19 protein-coding genes and 1 pseudogene are annotated in these 16,262 nt (G+C 63.5%); 10 read left to right on the top strand and 10 right to left on the bottom strand.

What is annotated here, in order from left to right; all coding sequences use genetic code 11:
* From hbdH to ACF8SD_RS21970, 3 genes are all read left to right on the top strand, one after another.
* Positions 1 to 771 (top strand): 3-hydroxybutyrate dehydrogenase, encoded by a 771-nt coding sequence (gene hbdH, locus ACF8SD_RS21980; protein WP_173888825.1) that lies wholly within the window; start codon positions 1 to 3, stop codon positions 769 to 771.
* A gap of 181 nt (positions 772 to 952) precedes the next feature.
* Positions 953 to 1,228, top strand: coding sequence for a peptidylprolyl isomerase (locus ACF8SD_RS21975; RefSeq protein WP_009686637.1), 276 nt, complete (start codon positions 953 to 955; stop codon positions 1,226 to 1,228).
* Between the two features lie 113 nt (positions 1,229 to 1,341).
* Positions 1,342 to 3,819, top strand: a complete 2,478-nt coding sequence (locus tag ACF8SD_RS21970) for an autotransporter outer membrane beta-barrel domain-containing protein (protein WP_392485134.1) — start codon at positions 1,342 to 1,344, stop codon at positions 3,817 to 3,819.
* 96 nt (positions 3,820 to 3,915) lie between these two features.
* On the opposite strand, the gene ACF8SD_RS21965 is transcribed toward ACF8SD_RS21970, so the two are convergent.
* On the bottom strand, positions 3,916 to 4,539 hold the full coding sequence (locus ACF8SD_RS21965; RefSeq protein ID WP_173888821.1) for a LysE family translocator: 624 nt from the start codon (positions 4,537 to 4,539) through the stop codon (positions 3,916 to 3,918).
* A 131-nt stretch (positions 4,540 to 4,670) separates the two neighbouring features.
* Between ACF8SD_RS21965 and ACF8SD_RS21960 the strand changes: the two genes are divergently transcribed.
* Positions 4,671 to 5,480, top strand: a complete 810-nt coding sequence (locus ACF8SD_RS21960) for an AraC family transcriptional regulator (protein ID WP_392485133.1) — start codon at positions 4,671 to 4,673, stop codon at positions 5,478 to 5,480.
* A 103-nt stretch (positions 5,481 to 5,583) separates the two neighbouring features.
* Positions 5,584 to 6,198 (top strand): LysE family translocator, encoded by a 615-nt coding sequence (locus ACF8SD_RS21955; protein WP_173888817.1) that lies wholly within the window; start codon positions 5,584 to 5,586, stop codon positions 6,196 to 6,198.
* On the opposite strand, the gene ACF8SD_RS21950 is transcribed toward ACF8SD_RS21955, so the two are convergent.
* Positions 6,146 to 6,871, bottom strand: a complete 726-nt coding sequence (locus ACF8SD_RS21950; RefSeq protein ID WP_173891683.1) for a metallophosphoesterase — start codon at positions 6,869 to 6,871, stop codon at positions 6,146 to 6,148. The two genes, ACF8SD_RS21955 and ACF8SD_RS21950, sit on opposite strands and share 53 nt — an antisense overlap.
* Before the next feature lie 227 nt (positions 6,872 to 7,098).
* Here ACF8SD_RS21950 and ACF8SD_RS21945 point away from each other — a divergent pair.
* Both ACF8SD_RS21945 and ACF8SD_RS21940 read left to right on the top strand, forming a co-directional pair.
* Positions 7,099 to 7,269: pseudogene (locus tag ACF8SD_RS21945) on the top strand (nitrilase-related carbon-nitrogen hydrolase); the annotation flags it as partial.
* An 86-nt stretch (positions 7,270 to 7,355) separates the two neighbouring features.
* Positions 7,356 to 7,598: a hypothetical protein gene (locus tag ACF8SD_RS21940; RefSeq protein ID WP_173888815.1), complete on the top strand. Its 243-nt coding sequence runs from the start codon at positions 7,356 to 7,358 to the stop codon at positions 7,596 to 7,598.
* A gap of 4 nt (positions 7,599 to 7,602) precedes the next feature.
* Here ACF8SD_RS21940 and ACF8SD_RS21935 read toward each other — a convergent pair whose 3' ends face one another.
* A complete protein-coding gene (locus ACF8SD_RS21935) occupies positions 7,603 to 8,103 on the bottom strand; it encodes a methylated-DNA--[protein]-cysteine S-methyltransferase (RefSeq protein ID WP_173888813.1) in 501 nt (166 codons plus the stop codon).
* A 221-nt stretch (positions 8,104 to 8,324) separates the two neighbouring features.
* Between ACF8SD_RS21935 and ACF8SD_RS21930 the strand changes: the two genes are divergently transcribed.
* Positions 8,325 to 8,495, top strand: a complete 171-nt coding sequence (locus tag ACF8SD_RS21930; RefSeq protein ID WP_173888811.1) for a hypothetical protein — start codon at positions 8,325 to 8,327, stop codon at positions 8,493 to 8,495.
* Positions 8,496 to 8,549: 54 nt separating this feature from the next.
* On the opposite strand, the gene ACF8SD_RS21925 is transcribed toward ACF8SD_RS21930, so the two are convergent.
* Positions 8,550 to 8,909, bottom strand: coding sequence for a hypothetical protein (locus ACF8SD_RS21925; RefSeq protein ID WP_173888809.1), 360 nt, complete (start codon positions 8,907 to 8,909; stop codon positions 8,550 to 8,552).
* A 210-nt stretch (positions 8,910 to 9,119) separates the two neighbouring features.
* Between ACF8SD_RS21925 and ACF8SD_RS21920 the strand changes: the two genes are divergently transcribed.
* Together ACF8SD_RS21920 and ACF8SD_RS21915 are read left to right on the top strand one after the other, a co-directional pair.
* A complete protein-coding gene (locus tag ACF8SD_RS21920) occupies positions 9,120 to 9,434 on the top strand; it encodes a hypothetical protein (protein WP_173888807.1) in 315 nt (104 codons plus the stop codon).
* Between the two features lie 62 nt (positions 9,435 to 9,496).
* On the top strand, positions 9,497 to 9,748 hold the full coding sequence (locus tag ACF8SD_RS21915; protein WP_392485132.1) for a hypothetical protein: 252 nt from the start codon (positions 9,497 to 9,499) through the stop codon (positions 9,746 to 9,748).
* Here the strand turns inward: ACF8SD_RS21915 and ACF8SD_RS21910 are convergent.
* The 6 genes from ACF8SD_RS21910 to ACF8SD_RS21885 all read right to left on the bottom strand — a co-directional run bounded on the left by ACF8SD_RS21910 (position 9,735) and on the right by ACF8SD_RS21885 (position 16,251).
* Entirely contained in the window at positions 9,735 to 10,043 is a 309-nt protein-coding gene (locus tag ACF8SD_RS21910; RefSeq protein ID WP_009686623.1) for a hypothetical protein, read from the bottom strand. The two genes, ACF8SD_RS21915 and ACF8SD_RS21910, sit on opposite strands and share 14 nt — an antisense overlap.
* A gap of 166 nt (positions 10,044 to 10,209) precedes the next feature.
* Positions 10,210 to 11,373, bottom strand: coding sequence for an ATP-binding protein (locus ACF8SD_RS21905; protein WP_392485191.1), 1,164 nt, complete (start codon positions 11,371 to 11,373; stop codon positions 10,210 to 10,212).
* 10 nt (positions 11,374 to 11,383) lie between these two features.
* Positions 11,384 to 12,196, bottom strand: a complete 813-nt coding sequence (locus ACF8SD_RS21900; RefSeq protein ID WP_392485131.1) for an alpha/beta fold hydrolase — start codon at positions 12,194 to 12,196, stop codon at positions 11,384 to 11,386.
* 420 nt (positions 12,197 to 12,616) lie between these two features.
* Positions 12,617 to 14,470 (bottom strand): DUF1302 domain-containing protein, encoded by a 1,854-nt coding sequence (locus ACF8SD_RS21895; RefSeq protein WP_392485130.1) that lies wholly within the window; start codon positions 14,468 to 14,470, stop codon positions 12,617 to 12,619.
* Positions 14,471 to 14,650: 180 nt separating this feature from the next.
* Positions 14,651 to 15,085 (bottom strand): acyl-CoA thioesterase, encoded by a 435-nt coding sequence (locus ACF8SD_RS21890; RefSeq protein WP_392485129.1) that lies wholly within the window; start codon positions 15,083 to 15,085, stop codon positions 14,651 to 14,653.
* A gap of 2 nt (positions 15,086 to 15,087) precedes the next feature.
* A complete protein-coding gene (locus ACF8SD_RS21885) occupies positions 15,088 to 16,251 on the bottom strand; it encodes an iron-containing alcohol dehydrogenase (RefSeq protein ID WP_173888796.1) in 1,164 nt (387 codons plus the stop codon).
* Positions 16,252 to 16,262: the final 11 nt, after the last annotated feature.

Here is a 16,262-nt window from a genome sequence, read left to right as displayed (position 1 = left end):
ATGACCCTCAACGGCAAGACTGCACTCGTGACCGGCTCGACCAGCGGCATCGGCCTGGGTATCGCCCAGGTACTGGCCCGGGCCGGTGCCAACATCGTACTCAACGGTTTTGGCGACCCGGCCCCCGCCCTGGCGGAAATTGCCCGGCATGGAGTAAAAGCCATCCATCACCCGGCCGACCTGGCCGAGGTCGCCCAGATCGAGGCATTGTTCGTCGCGGCCGAGCGCGAGTTCGGCGGCGTCGACATCCTGGTCAACAACGCCGGTATCCAGCATGTGGCCCCGGTCGAACGGTTCCCGGTGCAAAGCTGGGACAAGATCATCGCGCTCAACCTGTCGGCGGTCTTCCATGGCACACGCCTGGCGCTGCCGGGCATGCGCGCGCGCAATTGGGGGCGCATCATCAACATTGCCTCTGTGCATGGCCTGGTCGGTTCGACCGGCAAGGCGGCGTACGTGGCCGCCAAGCATGGCGTGGTGGGCCTGACCAAGGTCGTGGGCCTGGAAACCGCCACCAGCCCTGTGACCTGCAACGCCATTTGCCCGGGCTGGGTGCTGACCCCGCTGGTGCAGCAACAGATCGATGACCGTGCCGCCAGCGGTGGCGATGCGCTGCAGGCGCAGCATGACCTGCTGGCGGAAAAGCAACCTTCGCTGGCCTTCGTCACTCCGCAGCACCTGGGCGAGCTTGTGCTGTTCCTGTGCAGCGAGGCTGGTAGCCAGGTGCGTGGCGCTGCCTGGAACGTTGACGGGGGCTGGTTGGCCCAGTGACGCAGGCTCCCGTGTTGGTTGGCACCGGTTTTTGCCGGTGTTTGCCGCTAACGCGGCTGCTCGCTCATGCGCTATCAGCGGTGCGAGAGCACCGCCCACGGGGCTGGGTGAATGGCCACAAACGCGCAGCAATCAGGCATAATGCGCGCTTTTCGCCCCCCCCCCGAAGCACAGGTAATCCATGAAAGCTCAAGCCCGCCATATTCTGGTCAAGACCGCTGACGAAGCCGAAAAGCTCAAGCAGCGTATCGCCAATGGCGAGGCGTTCGACGTGCTGGCGAAAAAGTTCTCGACCTGCCCGTCCGGCAAACGGGGCGGCGACCTGGGTGAAGTCCGCCCAGGGCAAATGGTCGGCGCCATCGACCAGGTCATCTTCAAGAAGCCCCTGCGCGTGGTACACGGCCCGATCAAGAGCAAGTTCGGCTACCACCTGGTGCAAACCTTCTACCGCGACTAACGCACTGGCCCTGTGCCACCTGACATTTTTGCCAGTTGTGCCCAGCACGCACACCTCTATAAAAACCGCGGTAACCCTGCACGCCATGCGTGACCTGCAGGGCCCCCTGGTCAATGGAGGTTTCCCTGATGCGTCTGCGCCTGATGCTGGCTCTTGGCTCACTGCCGTTACTGAGCATTACCCTGCCCGCTGCACATGCCGCGTGCACCTTCACGCCCACCGCCGGTAACGACAATTACAGCTGCGACAGTGGCAGCGCCCCTTCGCTGGTGGATACCAGCGGCGATAACCGCCTGGTGCTGCCAGCATCGGGCAGTGGCGCGATCACCGGCGACGTGACGTTCGGCGCTGGCAAGGACAGTATCGACATGGCTTCCGGCACCATCGGTGGCAACGTCAACCAAGGCGCAGGCATCGACTACTTTTTGATGAAGGCCGGGGTCATCGCCGGTAACCTCAACCAAGGCGATGGCCTGGATATCTTCCGCATGATAGGGGGCTGGATCAAAGGTACGTTCGACAGCGGCGACTTCGCCGAAATGGACGGTGGACGCATCGGCAACGTCAATATGCGCCTGGACGAAAACACCTTCATCATGCGCGGCGGTGTTGTAGACCGGAACGTGATCACCGCCTTCGACAAGGACTATGTCGAAATCTTCGGTGGCAGCATCGGCGGCAACATCAGCGTCAGTGGGGGTGATGACCAGGTACTGGTGCATGGTGGCGAGGTGGGCGGCGATGTGCTGCTCAGCAGCGGCAATGACCGTTTCACCTGGGATGGCGGCCGCATTGGCGGGCGGGTCGATGCCGGGCCAGGTGATGACCTGGCGCTGCTCAAAGGGCTGAACCCCGAGGTGCTGAACATCACCCTCGACGGCGGTGATGGCAACGACAGCCTGACCTTCGACGCCAGCCAGGCCATTGGCGGTGCACACTACGTGAACTGGGAACAGCTGGCGCTCAACAATGCCAGCCAGCTGGCACTGGATGACACACTGGTGCTGGGAGACAGCAACAGCGGCACAGGCAGCATCGCTATCGACACCAGCAGTACCCTCACCTCGCGCCAAGGTGCGATCACCCCGTTCACCACCGGCCAGCGCGTCTCGGTCAACAACTCAGGTACGCTCGACCTGAGCGCAGGTAACGATGCCAAGGGCCGCCTGACCATCGAGGGCGACTACACCGGCAGCAACGGTAGCCTGCGCCTGAACAGTGTGCTGGCCGGCGACGGTGCTGCGTCTGACCGGCTGGTGGTCAGCGGCGGTGCCATTGGCGGCTCTACCCAATTGAGCATCAACAACCTCGATGGCGCCGGCGCCGCCACCACGCAGAACGGCATACAAGTGGTGGAAGCACGTGACGGCGCAACCAGTACTGCGTCGGCCTTCGTCCAGACCCAGACGCTTTCGGCAGGCGCTTATGACTACCGGCTGTTCAAGGGCGGGGTAACGGCAGGCAGCGAGAACAGCTGGTACCTGCGCTCGACCTTGGTGGCAGCACCCGCGGTCGTCGCCGAACCGGAACCCGGCGAGCCCCCAGCGCCTGCCCCGGCCGTAACCCCGCCGGTGGCTGCACCGTCACCCGGCCAGGTCGACCTGCCGGCACCGGTGCAGGGCGAAAGCCTGCCCCTGTATCGCCCGGAAGTGCCGGTGTATGCCGCAGCGCCAAGGGGCGCCGCGATCATAGCTCGCCAGGCCTTGGGCAGCTTCCACCAGCGCCAGGGTGACCAGCAGCTGCTTCAGGGTGAAGGTGGCTTGCCCGCCAGTTGGGGCCAGGCCTATGGCGGTACGCTGCGCCAGCAATGGACCGGCACGGTCAGCCCAAGCCTGGACGGGGACCTGTACGGTTTCAAGGTTGGCCAGGACCTGTACGCCACCGTCAACGACAGTGGCTATCGCCAGCACATGGGCTTTTACGTCAGCCACAGCCGCCTGGAAGCCGACGTCAAAGGCTTCGCCCTGGCCATGCAGGACCGCAGTGTCGGCGACCTGCAACTCGATGGCGACAGCGTGGGCGGCTATTGGACGCTGGTCGGGCCGCAGGGTGGCTACCTGGATGCCGTGCTGCAGTACACCCGCCTGGACGGGCGCGCCCGCTCCGAGCGGGGTGACAAGCTGAACATCGATGGCCATGCCTGGACGGCGTCGCTGGAGGCCGGCTACCCGATCGCCCTGTCCGACCGCTGGACGGTGGAACCGCAAGCCCAGTTGATTGCGCAGAAGGTCAAGCTCGACAGCGCCAGTGACAGTGTCTCGCGCGTCAGCCATGACGCCCAGGTCGAAATGACCGGCCGCCTGGGCGTGCGCCTGGAGGGTGCCTTCAAGGGCAGCAGCGGGCGCCTGTTGCAGCCCTACGCGCAGGTCAACCTGTGGCACGGCGACGGTGGCCGCGACACCCTGACCTTCGACGACACCGACAAGATCAAGACCGACTACCGCTACACCTCGGTGCAAGTGGAAAGCGGCGTGGTGGCGCAGGTCAGCGATGCACTGAGCGTGCACGGTGGCGTGCAGTACACCACCAACCTTGACAGCCGCCAGCAGGAAGCCAGCGGGGTGAACCTGGGCATACGCTGGGCGTTCTAGGGCCCTGTGTTGGCAATACATTCTCTTTTGGCGAGTGGCTTGGCCGTTTGGCCAAGCCACCGGCAAAAGTGATCAGCGTATTAACCGGGTTGAACCCTAGCGACGCGCCGCCAGTAGGCCGAGGCCAGCGCAGCCCAGCAGCGAGGCGCTGACCCGATTGAACAGGCGCCGCGGACCTGGCTGGCTGAACCAGCGCTGCAGGTAGGCACCAAGGCCTGCATAGAGGGCGATCGCTGCCCATTCCAGCACCAGGAACAGCGCTCCCAGCCAGAGGAACTGCTCACTGACCGGCATACGACTGTCGACGGTTACGAACTGCGGCAGGAACGCGGTGAATATAAGGACCGCCTTCGGGTTACCGGCCGCTACGAAGCATTCCTGCCGCGCCAGGTGCCACATGCCCCGCAACTCACCGCCGGTGCTCGCAGCCACGCCCACCGGTGCCCGCCACAGTTGCCAGGCAATGTAGAACAGGTAACCCGCGCCCACCACTTTGATGGCCAGAAACAGGTATTCACTGGTATGCAGCACCACCGCCAGGCCCATGGCCGCCAGCGCGATCATGCCACTGAACGCCAGGATGCGCCCGGCACCGGCCACGCAGGCGGTGCGCAGCCCGTAGCGGCTGGCGTTGTGCAGCGACAGCAGGTTGTTCGGCCCCGGGGCCATGTTCAGGGCGAAGCAGGCGGGGATGAAGAGCAGCAGGCTCGATAAGTCCATTGTTGTTTTCCTTTGGCAGCAGGCGCCTATTTCGGCGGGCCCGGGGCCATTCGGTCAAGTAACAGCCAGCGATAAAAACTGTACAGGTGCCTTGCAGCTGTTACCCTGCCGACAACCCCGAGGAGCGCATAATGCCCCGTACCCACGCCGCACTGTGGCGCGACCCGAACCTGCCGCACGTGGAAAGCCGGCGCGCCTGCCATAGCCGCGCCTGCTACAAAGCCCACAGCCACCCGACATTCTCCATCGGCGCAGTGGATGCTGGCCTCAGCCTGTTCAGCGGAGCTGCCGGCGGGCAGGCGCGGTTGACACCTGGAACCCTGGTGCTGGTCCCGCCCCGGCGCGTACATGCCTGCAACCCCGCACCCGGCTATGCCTGGAGCTACCAGATGCTGCATGTGGATGCCCACTGGCTGTCGCAACTGCGCCTGGAGTCGGAACTGGGTGACGGCGGGGCTGGCGCACCTGCGCGTATCTGCCGGGAGACACTGCTGTACCAACAGTTCTGCGAGCTGAACGGCCTGCTGTTCTCCACCGCCAGCAATGCAGAGAAAGACGCGGCGCTGGTCGCCTTTCTCGGTGACCTGGACTTTGCCGCACAGCCGCCTCTGGCACCGGCACCGGCATTGGCGACGACGGCCTTGAGCGGCTTGATCGCACGGATCGAAGCCCAGGATCCGGCACAGTTGAGCCTGACAGTACTGGCGCGGGAGGCCGGGCTTGGGCGCTATCAGTTGATTCGGGCGTTTCGTGCAGCCACCGGTTTCACACCCCATGCTTACCTGCTCAACGCCAGGGTCAACCTTGGGCGGCAGCTGCTGGGCAAAGGGCAGGCACTTGCAGAGGTGGCCTACCGGTTGGGGTTTGCCGACCAGAGCCATTTCCAGCGGGTGTTCAAGGCTCATGTGGGGGTGACACCGGGGCAGTTTCGCGGCGATTGAAGGTGCAGGGCCGTAAGACGAGCCTTGGCCCCTGCAATATTCTTCAATACGCCCGGCCGGCCCGGCAGCAGACTGCGGCTTTTCCCGCAGAGCAGCCCGGCCCATGCAAATATTCCTGATCGTCGCCCTCGCCCATTTCCTTGCACTGCTATCGCCAGGCCCGGACTTCTTTCTGGTCGCACGCACGTCGGTCAGCAGCGGCTGGCGTAGCGCCAGCGGCGTTTGCCTGGGGATCGCCCTGGCCAATGGTGCGTTCATCACCGTGGCCTTCACCGGCCTGTCGGTGCTTCAGGAAGGCAGCCCACTGTTCACCGGCCTGCAACTGGTCGGTGCCCTGTACCTGGCGTACATCGGTACGCTGTTCCTGCGCCATGCAGGGCATACCCGCCTGACGGCGGCCGTTGGCGAGCACACTGGGCAAGGGTGGTGGCAGGGTCTGGGCATGGGTTTGCTGTGTGCCCTTCTCAACCCCAAGAACGCACTGTTCTACGCGAGCCTGGCCAGTATGGTCGGCAGCGCCAGTGCCGGCTGGAAAGCCGCTTGCGCGCTGTGGATGTTCGGGGTGGTGCTGCTGTGGGACCTGATGGTTGCCATGGCCATCGGCAACCAACGGGTACTGAGGCGCTTCGCGCGCTGGCTGCCGTGGCTGGAACGCAGCTCCGGGATCATGCTGGTGCTCTTGGGCGCGGCTGTACTGTTACACCTGGCCTGGGGCTGACCAGCTTCAGGCTGCGCATGTCCACCAAGGTGAAGTGGCCGCTGGCCCAGCCGCCGGTGTCCAGGTGCCAGACATTGCCCAGCAGCGTGGCCTGCGGCACCGGCGTGTGGCCCACCAGCAAGGCACGCAGCCCTCGCACCGGCTCGGTATCGCCAGCCCTGAGCCGCCGCCGCGACCACTGGCACACCTGCCTGACTTTGGGGTCATCCAGCAGCTCCAGCCACGTTCTCAATTGCAGCCAATCGGCAGTCGGGCTGTCGGCATGCAGCAGGCCGACCAGGCCTGCCGCACTTTCAACCTCGATCGCAATCGGCAGTTGCTCGAAGCGCTCGACGAAGCGCAGTTGCTCGGCACGCGGCAGGTCGATGAACCAACCGCCGCCGGCTTCGCGATACATGGCCAGGTCCAGCTTCCCACCCCGCACGCGGGTAATGGCCAAGGCCTCATGATTGCCTTGCACGGCATGAAACCAAGGCTTGGCCAGCCACTCCAGGGCCGCTTCGTTGTCTGGCCCGCGGTCGACCAGGTCGCCCACGCTGAACAGGCGGTCCACGGCGGGGTCGAACCCCACCGCATCCAGGCATTGCTGCAGGCGCTGGAAGTGGCCGTGAATATCGCCCACTGCCAGGTCGCGGCCCCGCAGGTTGGCGATCATGCGCCGTAACCGTCCCATCTCACTGTTCCTCTGCTGGCGCTGCCCAGGCAGGGATGAAAGGCTGACGGACCCGCCCTCCCCCGCGCGCATGGCGCCCTTGATGAACAGCATGGCACAACCTGCCCCAACCGCGCAGGTCGTGGGACACTTTCGCCCCTTGTGCTCCCTGAGGGCCCCTTCACTGGTGCAGGCGTCGTGGCCGATAGTATGCTGGCGGCATCAACCTTTACCAGGGAAGGGTTTACATGAAGCTGTGCGCCGTACAACTGGCATCGCTCAAAGGCGAAGTCTCAGCCAACCTGCAGCGCCATCTGGCCTGCATCGAACAGGCTGCAGCGCTTGGCGCCGAACCGGTGGTGTTTCCCGAGTTGTCGCTGACCGGCTATGAGCCCACTGTGGCACGCCAGGCGGCCATGTCGGCGCTGCTGGCAAACTGCATCGGCGAAGGCTTCATCGTCGATACCCGCCAGGCCAATGCCAGCGCCCTGCCGCTGGGCCCGGTATGACCTATTTCGTACTGGCCGTGCTCAGCTATGCCTGCGCCTACTACCTGACCGGCCTGATCATTCGGGGGCAATTGGCCGACGTGGCCGAGCATTTGCGTCACCGGCCCGACGCGCCGACACCCGGCGCCTACCTGCGTGAAGTGCAACAGGCTGCGCGGCGGGCCCACCGGCACTACACCCTGATGGCAGGATCGGGACTGGCGGTACTGGCTTGCCTGATCGCCAGCTGGTTCGGCTGAACCGCTAAAGGTCCAGCGCCAGGCTCTGCCGCCCTTCCAGCGCCAGCAGGTATTGCTTGGCGGCCAGCCCGCCGGCAAACCCGGTCAAGTTGCCTGATGCACCGATGACCCGGTGGCAAGGCGCAATGATCGAGATGGGGTTGCGGCCATTGGCCGCGCCCACGGCACGCACCGCACTGGGGTTGCCGACCTGCCGGGCAATCTCGGCGTAGCTGCGGGTTTCACCGAAGGGTATGGCCAGCAACGCGGCCCACACCTGGCGCTGGAACCCGGTACCGGCAAAATCCAGCGGCAGCTCGAACTGGCGGCGCTTGCCGCTGAAGTACTCACCCAGTTGGCGAGCGGTTTCCAGCAGCACCGGGCACTGGTCGTCCCGGTACAGTGCGCCCAGGCGCACGCGGTTTTCGCGCTCGTTCTCCCACAGCACGGCTGCCAGGCGATCGCAGCGCGCTACCAGGGTAAGCGTGCCGACGGGCGATTGCATGATGGTGAATGCGCTGGACATCAGCGGGCTCCTGCAGATTGCGATGCCGCCACTGTAAGTATCTACCGTCTGTGGCGCATCCGCTTTCTTGCTCGGGTAACTGCCCAGCCGGCACTGATCCGCACCGGACGGGGGACTGAGGCGTTCACACTATCACTTTGTAATTAACCCTAATCGAACTGAATCACGCGTTGTTCTGATGGGTCGAGAATTATGAATGCAGTCAATTCATGAGGTGAACCATGACCATCGTGGCAGAAACGCTCGCCCAGCTCGCCCAGGCACTCAAGGCTCAGGGAGCGCGGCGCATCGCTGACCTTACCTTCATCCGTGCGCCCTATCGCTGCGGCAAGCGCTGGATATGCAGTGTGGTACGCCGAGGGGCCAGGCGCAAACTGATCAAGCAGTCGTGAGCCCGGTTGAAACCTGGCGCGGTCTGAAAGGACCCAGCCGCGCTCGGCGCTGTTTCAGTCCAGGCATTCCTTGGCCGCCTGGCGCAACTTGTCCCCGGACAAGAAACTGCCTTTGTAGAACGTAGCACGGCTGCCTTCGCCTGAATCGATCACCTCCAGTACATCGTCACTGGCCACGGCACTGGATGCCGTCAGCCGATAGCCATGGGCAATCGATTTCTGCGTGGCTTGCGGGGCCACAGCCTGCCATTTAGGCAACACGCAGGCCGCATATTCCTGGGGTGTTTTCGAAGTGAGTTTGCTGGCCGTCGGCTTGCCAGGCGTGGCACAACCGGCGAGGCCGGCGATTAACAATGAACTCATAAAAATACGAAAAGTATGCATTTGCAATTGACTCGTATGGATATGCTGCATTCTAACGAGACCGATACCGACTGACCAATCAACCAAGGTCTTGCCTTGAGAAGCCTGTTGTTCAACGCCAGCGCGTTACAGCGACTATTTGCTTCTAATGACGGAACGAATTGAATCCGCTCCGCTTCTGATGAGCAACAGGCAGCGCAGATTCGGGCTGGCCCTGTTCACTTACCTTGACTCAGTGCTCGCTTCGTTCAGGAGATTGCCATGCTCTGGTGGCTGGAACTACTCACCCAATATGCAACCGCCACTGGCTTGGCTGTCCTCTGTATCCTGGTGTTCTGGGCTTTTGGGCTGGCGTTCGGACGCGCCTATCTGAAGTTGCTTTCTGGCTTGCTAGCCACCATGCTGCTGATGATCGCCGCGTTCCCGCACGGCGTAGACTTCGCCCTGAGGAATCACCTCACTCCGGGTGACGCCAGCGCCCTGCTATTGTTCATCGCCGACGCATCGGGCGTAATCACCGCGGTGCTGCTAGCCTCGTTCTTCTTCGATCCGGAATTGTTGCTGGATGAGGCCTGATCACTCAGGCCCGCCTTGCCTGACCACAGGCGCAACAGCATCAGACAATCAGGCCCCCGCATATGGAAACGCTTCGCACCATCAAGTCAGATCTGGTCAGGACAGCAGAGCACCTGGACCAGCTTAGCCAGGCCATGAGCGGCCATGCGCGATTCATGACGGGCCGCGGCAGTTCGCCAGGCGACATCGATGTTACTGCGCACGTGCTTGCTATTGATGGGGTTGCGGAGCAACTGCGCGCCGTCGCTGGGAGAATGGACGCCGGTGAGCGCGCAGATGAAAGCTTACTGCAGCGCAGGCCTAGCGAAATTTGAGCTTAACCACTTTACTCAGTGCCCAGCCGCTGAAAACGTAGAACGCGTCCAGATAAAAGCGGCCTGCGTAATTGGGCAACGGCGCGTTGTTCAGCAGCACATCAGGATCAGGCGTGGGCGGAAACAGCGCATAAATGCCATTGGGCAGCACTGCTAGTGCCAGCAATAACAGGTAAGTCGAGACTTGCAACAGGGTGGCCCGGCTGCCGAACCGGACCGACCATTTCAAACCGTAATAGGCTACCAGGCCGGCAACCGGCAATACCCAGAAATGCGTCGGGATCCCAATGAACATTTCGGCGACAACGCTTCTTGCTTCCACCCGCTGCTCTCCATTCAAACTGCTTGAATATTGCGTAGTGCTGTATCACCCGTTTTGGATACCGCGCAGACACCCACGAGGAACGCAGCGCCATCATACTACTGAGCATCACGCGGCAAAACTGACAGCTCAGGAGTGACTACGCTGCGGTGGCCGGGGGCTCCCTGTACAACTGGACCATGAAGGTGGTGCCGTAGACGGCATGGGAGGTCATGGAGATTTGCCCGCCGTGGGCGTGAGCGACTTCCTTGACAATGAACAGACCAAGGCCGATGGACCGCAGCCCTTCCTGGCGGTCACTGCCGCGCGTCATTGGCTCGTACAAGGTGGGTATCACTGCTTCGGCGATGGCGGGGCCGTGGTTGTGCACACTGATCAGCACGCTGTCCGCGAAACAGTCAGTGGTCACCGTAATCGGCTGGCGCAAGTCACCGTAGGCAACGCTATTGGCGACCAGGTTGCCTATCATTTGCTGCAGCCTGTCCTGATCCACTTCGAACATGGCTTGCCCGCGGGAAAGATGGCGGATGCTGGCGTGGCAGAAGATGATCCTCAGCTCGCTGACACATTGATCCACCACCCGCAACAGGTCGACTCGCTGACGCTTGACGCTGATACCCTGGCCTAGCCTGACCGAGGCGAAATCCAGCAGGTCGACGATCATGCGCTGCGCGCGTTCGGCCGATGTGTTGATGCTGCTCAACAGGCGCCGGGCCCGCTCGCCTTGCGCATCACGCCCCAGCAGTTCGGTCGCCATCCTGATAGCCGTCATGGGGTTTTTCAGGTCATGGCTGGCAACCGCCACCATCTGCTCGGCCAGCAGCGCACGCCGCTGGGCGTCGGCGTAGGCCAAGGCCAGGTCGTCCTGTGCGCGCTGCAGGGCCCGCTCGGCACTGATTTTTTGCGCCAGCAGCTCCTCGGCCCGCTGCATGGCCTGAAACACCGTGTGCTCGTTGCGATCGCGCTCGCCGGTACTGAACAAGGCCAGCTGAAAACGAACCCCTTCAACGGTTTCCCGGCGCACGGCATTGAGCAGCATGGCCACCACGTGACCATCACGGTGACACAGGCCGACCTTCACCTCTGAAATCGAGCCCTGCAAGTTCAGCAAAGGCCCCCAGTGGGTCAGCTGGAAGGTACGGCCCACGGTGGTCAGCAACTGATCGAAACTGCGCTGTTTCAACTGCTCTACGTCATACCCCAGCCAGTTGCCAAAGGTGGCGTTGCAGCGCAGCAAGGTGCCGTCCGCCTCCATGACGACCAGGCCACAAGGCGCATGCTCGAAGTAAGACGCGTCGAACATCACGGTCGGATCATTCACGGCCTAGCCCCAGGCGCGTGAAAAACTCGTCCATGGCCGCGGCGCAGGCGCTTGAGGCGCTGAGCTGCGGGTAATGGCCCATGTTGTCCACCAGCACAAGCTGGCTGCTGGGCATCACCCTTTCCAGGTACTCGCCCACGGCCACTGGAACTACCGGGTCCGCTCTGCTTTGCAGGATCAGCGTCGGCACATTCAAGCCTTTCACATCCTCGCGGTGGTCGGACAAGAAGATCACGCGGGCGAAATGCCGGGCGATCTCCGCGTTGGTGCGACGGAAACTGCTGACCAACTCTTCCTGCATCGCAGGCTCACCCGACGCGCCCATCAACACAGGCGCCATGGTGCTGGACCAACCCAGGTAATTCTCATCGATCATCGACAGCAGCCCCAGCACGTCCTCCTGGCTGAAGCCGCCGTTGTAACCGTTCGCGTCGATGTAGCAAGGCGACCCGCCGATCAGCACCAGCCCCGCGATTCTGCCCGGCCGCCGTCGCTCGGCCAGCACACTGATCATGGCACTGACCGAATGCCCCGCAATAATGACCGGGCCTTGGGCGAATTCATCGATGATTTCGTTCAAGTCATCGGCATAGCCCCATAGGGTCGAGTATTTTTCTCTGTTGTGGGCAGCGAGGTCGGACTGCCCGGCACCGACCAAGTCATAGGTGATGACACGCATTTGTGGCGTGAAATGCGGCCACAACGCTTTCCACATTGACTGGTCGCAGCCAAACCCGTGAGAAAAAATCAGGGTCGCCATTGCGTCACCCGCGACATGTACGTTGTTACGCTTCTGTACAGTCATACATATCCCGATTGCGGTCGACATTGCGCTGATATTGCCAGCCAGTCCAATCTGCCTGAGCGCCCTGTGGGCTGCAGATCAAACTGCCTGTGGTGGTTGCTGAAGGACATTGAGCGCGAGGCCAACCCACTTTCGAAGCCTTAAATCGGCACCATACAGGATGCAGATGCATAGTTCCGAAAAAACAACCGTTCCCGCAGCGTTTGCCGTGCCCTAGCGCTCGGTCAAATGAACGCCGATGGCGAACGCTGCCACTACCAGCACCACCTCGACCACGACATACGCAACCAGAAACTCATCGGAAAACATGACACGATCTCTGAAACGCCGCGTCGCCCAATGCGGTGCGGGAATGGCTCAGAGCCATCAATGCTGGCAAAAGTTCAGCGACGGTGCAGCAGTGCCTGCCGCCAGGCGGCACTAGAAGTTGGCGCCCACGCTGAACGCCACATAATCGCGGTCGCCGCGGGTGCCATAATCGCCGTCGAGGTAAGCGGTATAGGCCAGGCTGGCCCAGTACTGGCTAGCCAGGCTGACGTCCACGCCCACGCTGATCGAGCGTGAGCCTTCGTTGAAAGCCGAACTGTCGGCCGGCGAAAAGCCCCTGACATCGTGGGCCCAGGCCAGACCTGGGCGAATGTCCAGACCCTGGATCAGGTTGGGGTAGCTCCAGGTCGCTCGCAGGCGGTATCCCCAGGCAAAGGCGGTGACAAAGCCCTCGTTGTTGCAGTCGCCCGGGCTCTTTGAAATCGCCAGGCACAGGCTGTTGTCGGCCAGCTCGCCGTTACCGTAGGCACCCGAACGGCCATAACGCGGCCCGAACCGCCCTTCCAGCCCGCCGACATAGGTCGCCCCAACCTCGCCCATCAGCAGCAACTGGTTCGCGCCCATGACCTGGCTGAATGCCTGCACCACCGATACCTGAGCCTGGGTCACCTCCTTGCGCCGGTAACCGTCGAACGGGGTGTCGCCCGTCGCCGGGCGCAGGCCGTCGGCGTTGAGCGGGCTGCGGCCAGGGGCATTGAGCAATGACTGCAGCACATCATTGCCGTTGAGCTGCACCGGCATGTTCGGCCGGTAGCTCAGTTCCCCCTGCACGGCGGCGCCGTTGCGCAAGGTGGTGGCGAAGGTCAGGCCGTACAGGCGGATGTCCTCGGGGTACTGCGCCTGGTACTGCGAGGTACCCATGCGCAGTGCGCCAGCCAGTGTCTGCCCGTTGCCGGACGCCATGAACGCGCCGCAACTGGCCAGCGCCACGCCGATGTTGCCGCACAGTTCACGGGCAAAGCCCGTATTGGCGTAATAGCGGCTGCTGACCGTGCCCAGGTAGGGCGAGCGGCTGTGGTAATTGGCCGCAAACAGGCCGAACTCGGTATCCAGAGGTTCCACGTACCAGTGCAACGACACCCCCCATTGGCCACCGTCGCGCGCATCCTCGTCGGCGCCTCGCGGCACGCGTACGCCCTCCTCCGTCAGCGTCACACCGAACGGCGCCAGGGCCTGCGACACGGCCGGGTTGGTCAGCGCCTGCCCGCTGACATCCAGGCCCTGGCAGCCTTCGGGCATGAAGTCGTTGCCGGAAAAGAATGTTGCGCAGTTTTCCAGCCGGGTCTGCTCCCAGTCCAACTGATAAAAGGCGTCGAAAGACACCGCCTGGTTGAGGTTCTGCGTGACATACAGCAGGTTGACCGGTGCCAGGGCGTCCTTCACTTCCGCGCCCGGCCGGCGCAGCGCCGCCTGGTTGAAGGGGTTGATCACGTTCAGCCCGCCCTGGATGAACAAGCTTTCCCCCCAGTTGACCACCTGCTTGCCCACACGCAGCGAACCGGGCTCACCCGCAATGTCATAAAGGCCGTAGGCGAAGGCATCAAGCAGCTCCGCCCCTGCGGTTTTCGCCGAGACCAGGCGGTTGCGGTCGTCGATGTCGACAGCCCGCTGGCTGTGGTCGCGCTGCGCAGTGTCGTACCAATAGGTGCCCCGCAGGAATACACCCAGGTTACCGCGACGCAGCTCCAGGTCATGGGTGCCTTTGAACAGCAGCGAAAAAACGTCGCCTGACCGGTAGTTGCGTCGCCCGTCATTGCCGTTGGCAGCCTGCAGCTGCTGGGTATCGGGGTTGGCAGTGCTGACGGCGGTGCTCAATGACAGGGCCGAATCGAAACGCCCTTGCAGCGGCCCAACGTCGAATTGCCCCCCCACAACCGGGGTTGCGAGCAGGCAGCACAGGGCCGCCAACGGCGCCTGGCGCCGGCAGGTTGAAAAGATTGCGCTCACTCTTGACCTCTTGTTGTTCTAGTAGTGAGGAAAATGACGGGTTCAGCGCGCTCGCGCCGGCCGCCCAGGCCGGCGCTGTCGGTGACGAGCAGTATCAGGGTGGGCTGACTACGCTCACAAATAGCGTGTTCGGATCAATGCCATGCCGCTTCGTTATGGCCCAAGGGCAACGGCGCGCAACTAAACCGGCAGCAGGCTGGCGAAGGCACTGCGCAATCTGGCGGGAATCGCGACCGGGCGGTTGTTGCGGCGATCGACGAACACATGGGTGAAGCGGCCAGCGGCGCAGGCCTGGGGCTCGCCCTCGACGAACACCGCCAGGGCGTAATGCACCGAACTGTTGCCCAACCGCTCGACGGCAATCCCCACCTCAATGCGTTGCGGGAACGCGACGGCGGCGAAGTAGTCGCAGGCGGACCCTGCCACGTAAGCCACCACCGGGTCGTGGTGAATATCCAGGCCGGCGTGTTCGATCAGCCAGGTGTTCACGGCACTGTCGAAAAAACCGTAATACACCACGTTGTTCACATGCCCATACAGGTCGTTGTCGTGCCAGCGCGTGGTGATTGGCTGGAAGTGGCGGTAGGCGCCACGCCGCGGGCGTTCCCTGGCCATGGTCAGAACGCCGCCTCATAGAGGGCCAAGGCATCGTCGAGCGTGACCTTGCGCGGGTTGTTGACCAACAACCGTTGCTGTTGCAGGGCATCCTCGGCCAGCAATGGCAGGCTGTGCCGCGGCACCCCAACATCCCGCAGCCGGCTGGGCAGGCCGCAGCGTGGCGCCAGTTGCTCCAGCTCATCGATGAACTGGTTGCACAGCTCATGGGGGTCGCCGGGCACCAGCCGCCCGCCCAGCAATGCCGGGGCCAGCGCAGCATAGTCGGCGAACGCTGCCAGCCGGTTGAAGCGCATCACGTGCGGCAGCACCAGTGCATTGGCCAACCCATGCGGCACGTGGTAGCGCGCCCCCAACGGGTAGGCAAGCGCATGCACCGCTGCCACCGGCGCGTTGGCAAATGCCTGCCCGGCCAGGCAGGCACCCAGCAGCATGGCCTGGCGCGCCGCCAGGTTGCCACCGTTGTGGACCGCCTGGTCGAGGTTGCCTGCCAGCAGCGTCAGCGCCTCCCGGGCCAACAAGCTGGACATCGGGTTGCGCTTGAACTGGCTGGTGGTGGCCTCGATGGCATGGACCATGGCATCTATCCCCGTGGCCGCGGTTATCGCCGGTGGCAGGCCCAGGGTGCGCTCGGCGTCGAGCAGCGCCAGGTCAGGCAACAACAGCGGCGAGATCACCGCCAGCTTGGCGGCCTCGCCGGTGGTGATCACGGCGACGGGGGTGACCTCCGAGCCGGTCCCGGCGGTGGTCGGTACCTGAATCAGCGGCAGGCGCTGGCCTTTGGCCTGGTCGATGCCGTAGACCGCCTCCAAGGTCTGCTCGCAGGCCGGGTGTGCCAGCAGCGCAACCAGCTTGGCGACATCCATCGAGCTGCCGCCGCCGAAACCGACGATCAGCTCGGCGCCGATATGCCGCGCCCGGCCCACGGCCGACAGCACACAGGCATGGCTGGGGTCGGCGCTGACCTCGCTGAAGATGGCCACGCTCAGGTGCGCCTGGGTAAACCCTGGCAGCAAGTCATCGAGCATGCCCAGGTTGACGATGCCGGGGTCGGTCACGATCAGCACGCGGCGCACGCCACGGCGTTGGCATAGCTGCGCCAGGCGCCCGGCGGCACCGGTTTCGCATAGCAGGTGGGGGGTGGTGGCAAAACTGAAAGGCTGCATGCTCATGTTCC

The organism is Pseudomonas sp. CJQ_9, from assembly GCF_043106615.1.
Lineage (GTDB): Bacteria > Pseudomonadota > Gammaproteobacteria > Pseudomonadales > Pseudomonadaceae > Aquipseudomonas > Aquipseudomonas juntendi.
This window is presented reverse-complemented; position numbering and strand designations above follow the sequence as displayed.